Raw genomic sequence first — 11,248 nt, 5'->3', positions numbered from 1 at the left:
CGGCGGCGGGTGTGGTCCGCCGCCGCGGTGCTCCTGGTGGCGGCCAACGCCGGGGTCGTCGTGGCCACGCGGTCGGCGACGGGGGCCGACCCCGAGCCGGCGGCGCCCGCGCGCCCGCCCGCCACGGCCAAGGTCGCCCGGACCGACCTCGTGGACCGCGTCCAGGTGGACGGCGAACTCGGCCACGGCCCCGCCACCGCGGTCGCCGGCCGCCGCGCGGGCACCATCACCTGGCTGCCCGAACCCGGCCGGCAGGTCGGCCGCGGCGAAGCGCTCTACGCCGTGGACGCGGTCGCCGTGCCGTTGCTGTTCGGCACGACCCCGCTGTACCGGGAGCTGCGCGAAGGCGTCCCGGCCGGCCCGGACGTGCTGGTCCTGGAGGAGAACCTCGCCGCGCTGGGCCACGCCGACTCCACCCCGGACGACAAGTTCACCGCCGGCACCGCGCGGGCGTTGCGCAAGTGGGAGAAGGCCGCCGGGTTGGCCGTGGACGGCGTGCTCGCGCCCGGTGACGTGCTGGTGCTGCCGGGCGCGGTGCGGGTGCACGCGCTGACCGCGCGGCTGGGCGCTCCCGGCGAGGCCGACCTGATGACGGTGACCGGCGTCGAACGGCTCGTCTCGGTCGAACTGGCCGACTCGCGGCGGCCCTACGCCGTCGCCGGGGCGAAGGTGGACGTCGTGCTGCCCGACCGGCGGACCGCGCCGGGGAAGGTCCGCGCGGTCGCGGAGAAGGCGGACGACAAGGACGGCGGCACCCTGCTGCTCACCGTCGCCCTGGACGACCCGGCCGCCGCGCCGGAGTCGGGCCGGGTGCGGGTCGTGCTGTTCGGCGAGCGGCGGGACGGGGTGCTCGCCGTGCCGGTGCAGGCGTTGGTGGCGTTGGCCGAGGGCGGGTACGCGGTCGAGCTGGTGGACGGGCGGCGGCTGGTGCCGGTGGCGCTGGGCCTGTTCGCCGCGGGGCTGGTCGAGGTGTCCGGCGAGGGGTTGGCCGAGGGCCAAGAGGTGGTGACGACGGCGTGACGGCGATCCTGGAGCTGGACGGGGTGTCGAAGGTGCACCCCGGCGGGGTGGTGGCGCTGCGCGAGGCGTCGGTGCGGGTCGCGGCGGGGGAGATGGTGGCCATCGTCGGGCCGTCCGGGTCGGGCAAGTCCACGATGCTGCAACTGCTCGGCACGCTGGACCGGCCCACGACGGGGCGGGTCCTGGTCAACGGCCACGACGTCGGCGGCCTGCCGGACCGGCGGCTGTCGGCGCTGCGGGCGTCGTGGATCGGGTTCGTGTTCCAGCAGTTCCACCTGGTGGAGGGGCTCACCGCGCGGCAGAACGTGGTGGCGGCCCTGGTGTACCGGGGGGTGCCGGCGCGGGAGCGCGGTCGGGCGGCGGACGGCGCGCTGGCGCGGGTCGGGCTCGCGCACCGCGCCGACCACCTGCCGGCGGAGCTGTCCGGCGGGGAGAAGCAGCGGGTCGCGATCGCCCGCGCGGTGGTGAACCGGCCGGTGGTGGTGCTCGCCGACGAACCCACCGGCAACCTCGACTCGACCTCCGGCGGCGAGGTGCTGGCGCTGTTGCGCGACCTCAACGCCGAGGGCACGACGGTCGTGCTGATCACGCACGACCCGGCGGTGGCGGGGTCGTCGCCGCGGCGCATCGAGGTGCTGGACGGGCGGGTCCGGCTGGACACGGGGTGGCGGCGATGACCACCCCGACGCCCCGCGCCCCGCGCCCGGACCCGACCGGCGCGGCGAACACCCCACCGCCGGTCCCGCCGCGGGCCACGCGCCTCGGCCTCGCCGACGTCGCGCGGCTGGGCACGGTCGGGCTGCGCACGCGGATGGCACGTACCGTCCTCGCCGCGCTGGGCATCGCGATCGGGATCGGCGCGCTGGTCGCCGTGGTCGGCGTCCCGGCGTCCAACCAGGCCGCGCTGCGCGAGCAGATCGCCGCGCTGGGCCCGAACCTGCTCACCGTCGCGCCCGGCAACGACCTGTTCAGCGCCGCCAAGGCCAAGCTGCCGACCGAGTCGGTGGCCATGATCGGCCGGATCGCGCCGGTGGAGGCGGTCAGCGCCACCGGGGTCACGACGGCCTCGGTGCGGCGCAGCGACCAGGTGCCGGCGGAGGAGACCGGCGGCATCCGCGTGTCCGCGAGCCGGCTCGACCTGTTGCAGGTGCTGCGCGGCCGGGTGCGGGCGGGGACGTTCCTGTCGCCCGGCGGGGCCGAGTACCCGACCGTGGTGCTCGGCGACCGGGCCGCGCACCAGCTCGGCGTGTCCCTGGCGGCCGACCGGCCGGCGCCGCTGGTGTGGATCGACGACCGGCCCTTCCAGGTGGTGGGCGTGCTGGAGCCGGTGGCCCTCGCGCCGGAGGTCGACGGGTCGGCCCTGGTCGGGTGGGCGGCGGCGCAGCGCTACCTCGGGTTCGACGGGCACCCCGGCCTGATCTACGTCCGGGTGCGCGACCACGCCCTGGAGGCGGTCAAGTCCGTGCTCGGCCGCACCGCGAACCCGGCGCGGCCCAACGAGGTCCTGGTGAGCCGGCCGTCGGACGCGTTGGCGGCGCAGCGGCTCACCGAACGGGCGTACTCGGCGCTGTTCCTCGGGTTGGGCGGGATCGCCCTGCTGGTGGGCGGCATCGGCGTGGCGAACACGATGGTCATCTCGGTGCTGGAGCGCCGGCGCGAGATCGGGTTGCGCCGCGCGTTGGGCGCCACGCGCGGTCAGGTGCGCACGCAGTTCCTGGCGGAGTCGGCGTTGCTGGCCGGGTTGGGCGGCGGGATCGGGGTGCTGCTGGGCACGGCGGTCACCGCGGCGTACGCGGTCAGCCAGGGCTGGCCCGCGGTGCTGCCGGTGCCGGTGCTGGTCGGCGGGGTCGGCGCGGCGGTCGTGATCGGGGTGCTGGCCGGGGTGTACCCGGCGGTGCGGGCCGCGCGGCTCGCTCCGGCCGCCGCCCTGGCCGACGTGTGAGGACGGGCCGGGGCCCCGACGACCGTGGTCGCCGGGGCCCCGGGGGTCGGCCGCCGGATCAGCCGACGGTCTGGACGCCCGAACCGGTGCGGTAGGTGCCGCTCGGGCAGATCTGGAGGATGCGCCAGCGGCCGGGGCCGACCCACGGCGAGTAGTAGGTCCAGCCGTTGCTGCACGAGATGTAGGAGCGGAGGTAACCGGAGTAGACGGTGCAGTAGCGGTCGATCGCGTTGGAGTAGAAGTAGGTGGTGCAGCTCCACGACGCGGCGACGCTCGGGCCCGACGCGTCCTGCGGGGCGGCGGCGAACGCCTGGACCGCCGCCTGCGGCGCCGGGGCGGGCGCGGCCGACGCGGTCTGGGCCAGGCCCAGCGTGGCGGCGAGGAACACGAAGGCGATCGCGAACAGTCGCAGCCCGCGGTGGGCGGTGAACGTGGGTGTTTCGGACATCGGCGGCCTGTCTTTCCTCTCGTGGGTGGTTCGGACGCCATGCAGCATCTGTCGCACCGGACGCGGATCGAGAGGAATGGAAGCGAAGACTGCCGGCTGACATCGGTTTAGCCGCCGTTTTCGCGCATAGCACGCGATCGCTTGATCGGGAAGTCCTGGAAGAGAAGGCTGCCGTCCACTCGGGTCCCGCTAGACCGAAGGGGTGGCGAACAGCCAACTTATGATTTGCTTATCGCGCCGGTGGCACACTGGCGCCGAACAATGTATCGCGCAGCGTGTGGGGTTTTCGTCGGGGTCCCCCCGGGAGGGCGCGAGTTTGCACGGCTGAAAGGGGGACTGCAGTGCACGAAGCGACTCTGCTGGCACACGTCCGGTCGGCCCGGCGCAGGACCGACGGACTCGGACTGATGAATGCGGGTGAATTCTCCGCAAAAATAGGGCTGTCCGCGCGCACGATCCGCTCCTACCACGCGCGCGGCCTGCTCCCGCCGCCGGTGCGGATCGGCCGCACGCCGCACTACCTCGACGACCACCTCACCCGGATGCGGCAGGTCCTGTGGCTCCAGCGGCGGGGCCTGTCGCTGGACGCGGTGGGCGCGCTGCTGGAGCCGGACGCCACGCTCGGGCAGGTCGTGCCGGTCGGACCGGCCGTCGCCGAGGCGCTGCGCGGCAAACCGGACCTGCTGGCGGCGGGCGTGGAGAGCGGGATCATCTCGCAGCACCCGGACGGCACGGTCGAGGTCCACGCGGTCCGCGCGGTGTTCGCGGCGGGCGGCCGGGGCACTTCGGTGGCCCACGCGCTCGGCCTGCTCGCGGAAATGGCCGACGCGGTCGCGCCGCACGTGGACAAAGCGGTCGAGGCGGTCCGCCGTTCCACGGCGTGCGCGAATTTTGCCAAACCGACCGTGCCGGACGACCTGGCCGATCTCGTGCTCGAAGTCGTGCGCGCCCGGATAAGGCGCACCCTGGGTCGCACGACGCCCGTCCGCGACAATTGACACCGTTCCACCCCGCGTTGCCCTGAAACGCGTCGACTTCTCCGCGAAACGATCTCCCGCCCATCGGAACCGCGTTCTCGCCCGCCCCTGGACGCCGTTCCGATCAGGGCCCCGGCCCGGCTCTCCGCCCGCCCGCGCCGGCCACCGGCTTTGTAACCGGTTACATCGGCCACCGAGACTCCGCTGACCAGCTCGGATGTGCCGCTACCTGCGGAAACGCGCAGCGCCCCGCCGGTCCGGGTTACCTCTTCGTTACTTGACGGTCCCAGCGTGAAACGGCTGTCATGTGAGGCACCAACCGGGCCGGAGGAAGATCCGGCCGCATTCGTCGGAAAGCCCACTTCTCGAAACGGGTGTCCGGCGTGCCCGAAAAACGGAAGGGGCCGGAAATGGGACGTACCGGGCCACTGGTCGGCGCGGCGCTGCTCGTGGGGAGCCTGGTCGCGGGCTGCGGGGGAGCGGGGGACGGCAAGACCCGGATCGCCATCGGGTTGTTCGGCAACTTCGGCTACCAGCAGCTGTTCGAGGAGTACGAGCGCGACCACCCCGACATCGACATCACCGACCGGACCGCCTCCTACTCCGACCACCACAAGAACCTCGCCGCGCACCTGGCCACCGGCAACGGCGCCGCGGACATCGAGGCCGTGGACACCGGGTACGTCAACCAGTTCAAGCAGAACCCTGACAAGTTCGTCCCGCTCGACCAGGGGCTCAAGGACCAGTGGCTGCCCTGGAAGTGGGAGGCCTCGCTGGCCAAGGACGGCACGCAGATCGGGTACGGCACCGACGTGGGCGGCCTGGCCATCTGCTACCGGCGCGACCTGTTCGAGCAGGCCGGGCTGCCCGCCGACCGCGACGCGGTGAGCGCGTCCTGGCCCACGTGGGAGGAGTTCGTGGCGACCGGGCGGCGGTTCCAGGCCTCCGCGCCGCAGGGCGTCAAGTTCTTCGACGGCGGCCCGACCGTGCTCAACGCCATCGTCGGCCAGGCGCCGGTCGGCTACTACGACAAGACCGACCGGATCGTCGTCGGCGAGAACGCCGACCTGCGCAAGGGGTGGAACCTCGTCACCGGGGCCGTCGCCGACGGCCTGTCGGCGGGCCTGTTGTTCAGCACCCCGCAGTGGAACACCGGCATCAAGCAGGGCCAGTTCGCCACCATGGCCTGCCCGGCCTGGCAGATGGCCAAGATCAAGGACCAGGCGCCCGACACCAAGGGCAAGTGGGACCTCGCCGCGGTGCCCGGCGGCGGCGGCAACTGGGGCGGCTCGTACCTCACGGTTCCCAAGCAGGGCAAGAACACCGACAAGGCGCACGCCCTGGCCAAGTGGCTCACCGCGCCCGAGCAGCAAGCCAAGGTCTTCGCCAACGCGGGCCTGCTGCCCTCCACGCCCAAGGTCTACGGCGAGCAGTCGATCAACCAGATGACCTCCGAGTTCTTCAACAACGCCCCGGTCGGCAAGGTGTTCATCGAGGCCGCCCGCTCGCTGCAGCCGCAGTACCAGGGGCCCAAGGCCGGTGACATCCAGACCGAGCTGGGCAACGCCATGCAGCGCGTCGAGCAGGGCAAGCAGAACGCCGACGAGTCGTGGGCGCAGTTCGTCGCCGACGCCGGGCGGCTCGCCGGATGACGACCGCGGACTGGCGGGAACGCCGCCACCGCTGGGACACCAGGTACGCGCCCTACGCCTACATCGCGCCGTACTTCCTGCTGTTCGCGGTGTTCGGCCTGTTCCCCCTCGGCTACACCGCCTGGGTGTCCCTGCACGACCGCAACCTGCTCGACGGCGACGCGGCCACGTGGGTGGGGCTGGACAACTACGTCCAGCTCCTCACCGCGGACCCGTACTTCTGGAACGCCATGGGCAACACGGTGAGCCTGTGGTTGCTCACCACCGTGCCGCAGATCCTGTTCGCCCTGGGGATCGCGCAGCTGCTCAACCGGCGCATCCGCTCCCGCACGTTGTTCCGGATGGGCGTGCTGCTGCCCAACATCACCTCGGTCGCCGCCGTGACGATCATCTTCGCCCAGCTGTTCGGCCGGGACTTCGGCCTGGTCAACTGGGTGCTGGAGCTGTTCGGCGCGGGCCGGGTCGACTGGCAGGCGGGGACGGCCAGTTCGCACACCGCCATCGCGGCGATGGTGGTGTGGCGGTGGACCGGCTACCACGCGCTGATCTTCCTGGCGTCCATGCAGGCCGTGCCGACCTCGGTGTACGAGGCGGCCCGGCTGGACGGCGCGAGCCAGTGGCAGCAGTTCTGGCGCATCACGGTGCCGATGCTGCGCCCGCAGATCATCTTCTCCACGGTGATCGCCACGACCGGCAACATGCGGCTGCTCGCCGAGCCGCTGCTGTTCAACCCCGGCACCGCGGCGGCCACCGGCGGCTCGGACCGGCAGTTCCAGACCGCGGCGCTCTACCTCTACGAGCAGGGCTTCACGAAGTACGACTTCGGCTACGCCTCGGCGATCGCGTGGCTGCTGGTGCTGGCGACCGTGCTGGTCACCGGCCTGAGCTACCTCGCGGCGCGCCGCATCCGGACGGACTGAGAGGCCACCCATGACCACCGTGTTGGACCGCCCGCCGGTCGTCGCGCCGCCGGTGAGGCGCCGGCGGGCCGTGCCGCTGCCCGGTCCGTGGACCTACGCCGCGCTGATCGCGGTGCTCGCCGGGTCCGCGTTCCCGGTGTACTGGTCGCTGGTCGTGTCGTCGCAGACCCCCGACAAGGTGGACCAGGTGCCGCCGGTGCTCGTGCCCGGCGGCCACCTGTTCGCCAACATCGCCCGCGTCTTCGACACCACGGACTTCGCGCTGGCGTTGACGAACTCGCTGGTGGTGTCGGGCACCATCACGCTGTCGGTGGTGTTCTTCTCCACGCTGGCCGGGTTCGCCTTCGCCAAGCTGCGCTTCCGGGGCCGCAACGCGTTGATGCTGCTGGTGATCGCCACCCAGGCCATCCCGACCGAGTTGGGCGTCATCCCGCTCTACATGATGATGAGCGACTTCGGGTGGGCGGGCGAGGTGCACGCGGTGATCGTGCCCGGCCTGGTCACGGCGTTCGGCGTGTTCTTCATGCGGCAGTACTTCGAGCGGGCGGTGCCCGACGAGCTGCTGGAGGCGGGCCGGATGGACGGGTGCAGCTCCCTGCGCCTGTACTGGCACGTGGTGCTGCCCGCCGCGCGGCCGGCCGCCGCCGTGCTGGGGCTGTTCACGTTCATGCAGGCGTGGAACGACTTCTTCTGGCCGCTGGTCGTGCTGGTGCCGGAGAACCCGACCGTCCAAACCGCACTGTCCACCCTGGCCAGCGGCTACACGACCGACTACACCCTCGTGCTCACCGCGGCCACCATCGGCACCGTGCCGGTGCTCGCGGTGTTCCTCCTGTTCGGCCGCCAGATCGTGGGCGGGATCATGCAAGGAGCACTCAAAGGATGACCGACTTCCCTTCCGGGTTCCGCTGGGGCGTGGCCACGTCCTCGTACCAGATCGAGGGCGGGGTGGCCGAGGACGGCCGCGGCCGGTCCATCTGGGACGCGTTCTGCGAGGTGCCGGGCGCGGTGGCGGGCGGGGACACCGGGGCCGTGGCGTGCGACCACTACCACCGCTGGCCCCAGGACGTGGCGCTGCTGGGCGACCTCGGCGTGGACGCCTACCGCTTCTCCGTGGCGTGGCCCCGCGTGCAGCCCACCGGCGCGGGCTGGGTGGAGCGGCGCGGCCTGGACTTCTACCGGCGGCTGTGCGAGGCGTTGCTGGAACGCGGCATCGAGCCGTTCCTGACGCTGTACCACTGGGACCTGCCGCAGGCGCTGGAGGAGCGGGGCGGCTGGCGGTCGCGTGACACGGCGATGCGGTTCGTCGAGTACGCGACGGTCGTGCACGACGCGCTCGGCGACCTGGTGACCAAGTGGACCACGTTCAACGAGCCGTACGTGTCCTCGATCGTCGGCTACGGCGAGGGGCGGCACGCGCCGGGCGCCCGGGAGGGGCACGGCGCTCTGGCCGCCGCGCACCACCTGTTGTTGGCGCACGGCCTGGCCGTCCGGGAGATGCGCGGCGTCGAGGGGCACGAGTTCGGCATCGTGCTCAACCAGTCGCCGTCGGTGCCGGTGTCCGCGTCGGAGCGCGACGTCGCCGCCGCCCGCCGGCACGACCTGCTGCTGCGCAGGCAGTTCACCGACCCGCTGTTCGGCGGTCGCTACCCCGAGGACTTCGAGGAGGTGTTCGCCGGCGTCACGGACCTGTCGTTCCGCCACGACGGCGACCTGGCGGCCATCGGCGTCCCGCTGGACTACGTCGGCATCAACTACTACTACCGGCAGCACGTCGCCGACGCGCCGCACCGCGACCCGGACCCGGCGACCCGCACGGCCATCGACATCGGCATCGACACCACCCGCCTGCCCGACGTGCCGCGCACGGCGATGAACTGGCCGGTCGAACCCGCGGGCCTGACCGAGACCCTGCTGGGCCTGCGCGACCGCTACCCGGACCTGCCGCCGGTCTACCTCACCGAGAACGGCTGCGCCTACCCGGACCGCCCCGGCTTCGCCGACCAGGAGCGCATCGACTACCTGCGCGACCACATGGCCGCCGCCCGCGAGGCCATGACCGCCGGGGTGGACCTGCGCGGGTACTTCGTGTGGTCGTTCCTGGACAACTTCGAATGGGCCCACGGCTACAAGCACCGCTTCGGCCTGGTCCACGTGGACTACGAAACCCAGGACCGCACGCCTCGCGCCAGCTACCACTGGTACCGGGAGCTGCTGGCCCGGCAACGCCGTTCGACGACCTGACGGGCCCGCGCCCGGTCACCACGCTCGGGGGTGCCGCTCCGAGACGCCGATGTTCGGCGCGACGAAGCGATCGGCCTGCTCGTACCTGCTGACCGGGCGGCGCGACCCGGCCGACCGGGCCGTCGCGCTGGGCGCGTTGTCCGAGCACGACGGCCGGGCCCGGAGGCGGTGCGGGCCGGGTACGCGGCCGTGGCGGCGAGTCCGCCCCACCCGAGCCCGACCGCAGCGCGTCCGCCCGGCACGAGGCCGCGAGAACCCTCCGCGCCCGACACCCCGACCACCTGGGCGGCCCGTACCCGCACCGGTCGCCTGACGCGGTGCGGGCGCGGGGGTCACTTGTCGCGCGGGTAGGTCTTCTGGATCTCGCCCTGGAGGTTGGCCTGGAGGTACGCGCCGCCGTAGTCGTCGGCCAGGTAGACCCGGATCGACGCCTTCTTGTCGATCAGGCCCGTGTCGATGATCACGTAGCGGGCGGTCGGCTGGGGGACGCCCAGTTCCTTGTTCGCCTGCTCGATCAGGGTCGGCAGGGCGTCCCAGTTGACGTCGTTGAGGTTGAGCACCGCGCGGTCGGCGTCCACGCCGTCCGCGCCCTCGCGGTTGGCCCGGCCGTTGCGGTACTCGAAGTTGTCGAAGCCGTTCGCCACGGCCTTGGTGCGGGCGGTCGCGGTGGCGCGGTCGGGCCACAGGGTCAGCTCGGAGACCTCCGTGCCGCCCATGACCTCGCTGAGCGCGGCGACCGCCTTGCGCGCGCCGGCCGGGGTGAGCAGGTCGTCCTTCACCGCGGCGGCCGGGGTGGTCGTCGGGCCGGCGGGTTGGCCGCCGACGGTCGGCTGCCCGACCTGCTGCGTGGTGGTCGTGCTCTTGCCGCCGGGGTCGGCCGAGTCGGTCGTGCCGGTGAGCTTGACGACCACGACGGTGATCGCGACGACCACCGCCACGCCGACCAGCGAGAGCACCACCGACCCGGTCCGGTTGCGCGGCCTGGGCACCGGGTAGGACTTCGGGTCGTACTGCGGCGTGCCCACCGGGTTGGGCGTGGACCCGGACGGCCAGTGCGCGTACGCGGGCTGGGGGCCGCTGGGCGGTCCGGTGACGGGGAAGCCCTGCGGGGTGGGCGGGCCGGTGACCGGCAGGCCGCCGGGCGTGGGCGGGCCGGTGACCGGGAAGCCCGGCGCGGCCGGGTCGCGTTCGGCGGCGGCGAGCATCCGGTCCAGCACCTCGCCGGTCGGGCGCTCGGCCGGGTCGGCGCGCAGGGCCGCGTTGAGGGCGGGGGCGAGCGCGCCCGCGCGGCGCGGCGGCGGAACCGGCTCGGTCATCACCGCGGCCAGGGTCGCCATCGTGCTCGCGCGGCGCATCGGGTGGTAGCCCTCGACGGCCACGTACAGCAGCATCGCCAGCGACCAGAAGTCGGACGCGGTCTGCGTCTCGTCCCCACGCAGCCGTTCGGGGGCGATGTACTCGGGGGAGCCGATGACGTCGCCGGTGGCGGTGAGCTGGGTCGAGCCCTGGAGGGCGGCGATGCCGAAGTCGGTGAGCACGGCGCTGCCGTCGGTGCGCAGCAGGACGTTGCCCGGCTTGACGTCGCGGTGCATGACGCCGGCGGAGTGGGCCGAGCGGAGCGCGGCGAGCACGTCGCGGCCGACCCGGGCCGCCTCGGCGGGGCTCAGCACGCCCTCGCGCAGGCGGGCGTCCAGCGAGGTGCCGCGGACCAGTTCCATGACGATCCACGGGTACGGCGAGTCCGGCGAGTCGATGATCTGGTAGATCGACACGACGTTGGGGTGCTGGAGGCGGGCGAGCGCGCGGGACTCGCGCAGCACGCGCTCCCGGAGCTGGGCGGCCATCGCCGGGGTGCTCTCGACCTGGTCGGCGTCGGCCGGGCGGACCTCCTTGATGGCGACCTCGCGGTGCAGCCCCAGGTCCATGGCCCGCCAGACCGTGCCCATGCCGCCGCTGCCCAGCCGTTCCAGCAACTCGAACCGGCCGTCGACGATCCGCCCTCTGTGCTCTCGCTCAGACACCGCGTCACGCTAGCAACCGGGCGT

General features: G+C 73.1%; 10 protein-coding genes. 8 read left to right on the top strand and 2 right to left on the bottom strand.

Going from position 1 to position 11,248, the window contains the following annotated elements:
• From AB0A74_RS36300 to AB0A74_RS36290, 3 genes are all read left to right on the top strand, one after another.
• A partial coding sequence (locus AB0A74_RS36300; RefSeq protein ID WP_358256807.1) for a peptidoglycan-binding protein occupies window positions 1–1,020 on the top strand: 1,020 nt, incomplete at its 5' end.
• On the top strand, window positions 1,017–1,697 hold the full coding sequence (locus tag AB0A74_RS36295; RefSeq protein ID WP_358256805.1) for an ABC transporter ATP-binding protein: 681 nt from the start codon (window positions 1,017–1,019) through the stop codon (window positions 1,695–1,697). The genes AB0A74_RS36300 and AB0A74_RS36295, both read left to right, overlap by 4 nt.
• Window positions 1,698–1,831: 134 nt before the next feature.
• Entirely contained in the window at window positions 1,832–2,962 is a 1,131-nt protein-coding gene (locus tag AB0A74_RS36290; protein WP_358256811.1) for an ABC transporter permease, read from the top strand.
• Window positions 2,963–3,020: 58 nt separating this feature from the next.
• On the opposite strand, the gene AB0A74_RS36285 is transcribed toward AB0A74_RS36290, so the two are convergent.
• Complete coding sequence (locus AB0A74_RS36285) at window positions 3,021–3,410, bottom strand: hypothetical protein (protein ID WP_358256803.1); 390 nt, start codon at window positions 3,408–3,410, stop codon at window positions 3,021–3,023.
• 407 nt (window positions 3,411–3,817) lie between these two features.
• Here AB0A74_RS36285 and AB0A74_RS36280 point away from each other — a divergent pair, with 407 nt between their 5' ends.
• The 5 genes from AB0A74_RS36280 to AB0A74_RS36260 all read left to right on the top strand — a co-directional run bounded on the left by AB0A74_RS36280 (window position 3,818) and on the right by AB0A74_RS36260 (window position 9,203).
• Entirely contained in the window at window positions 3,818–4,408 is a 591-nt protein-coding gene (locus tag AB0A74_RS36280; RefSeq protein WP_358256801.1) for a MerR family transcriptional regulator, read from the top strand.
• Between the two features lie 389 nt (window positions 4,409–4,797).
• On the top strand, window positions 4,798–6,039 hold the full coding sequence (locus AB0A74_RS36275) for an extracellular solute-binding protein (protein ID WP_358256799.1): 1,242 nt from the start codon (window positions 4,798–4,800) through the stop codon (window positions 6,037–6,039).
• Complete coding sequence (locus AB0A74_RS36270) at window positions 6,036–6,959, top strand: sugar ABC transporter permease (protein ID WP_358256797.1); 924 nt, start codon at window positions 6,036–6,038, stop codon at window positions 6,957–6,959. Before AB0A74_RS36275 ends, AB0A74_RS36270 begins: the two co-directional genes overlap by 4 nt.
• A gap of 10 nt (window positions 6,960–6,969) precedes the next feature.
• Entirely contained in the window at window positions 6,970–7,845 is an 876-nt protein-coding gene (locus AB0A74_RS36265) for a carbohydrate ABC transporter permease (protein WP_358256796.1), read from the top strand.
• Complete coding sequence (locus tag AB0A74_RS36260) at window positions 7,842–9,203, top strand: GH1 family beta-glucosidase (protein ID WP_358256795.1); 1,362 nt, start codon at window positions 7,842–7,844, stop codon at window positions 9,201–9,203. Before AB0A74_RS36265 ends, AB0A74_RS36260 begins: the two co-directional genes overlap by 4 nt.
• A gap of 332 nt (window positions 9,204–9,535) precedes the next feature.
• On the opposite strand, the gene AB0A74_RS36255 is transcribed toward AB0A74_RS36260, so the two are convergent.
• The gene (locus AB0A74_RS36255; RefSeq protein ID WP_358256793.1) at window positions 9,536–11,224 is read right to left on the bottom strand and encodes a protein kinase; all 1,689 of its coding nucleotides are present in this window, start codon (window positions 11,222–11,224) and stop codon (window positions 9,536–9,538) included.
• Between the last annotated feature and the right edge of the window lie 24 nt (window positions 11,225–11,248).

The organism is Saccharothrix sp. NPDC042600 (genome assembly GCF_040647305.1).
Taxonomy (GTDB): Bacteria; Actinomycetota; Actinomycetes; order Mycobacteriales; family Pseudonocardiaceae; genus Actinosynnema; species Actinosynnema mutabilis.
The sequence above is the reverse complement of the archived record's forward strand: the minus strand, read 5'-3'. Positions and strand labels throughout refer to the sequence as shown.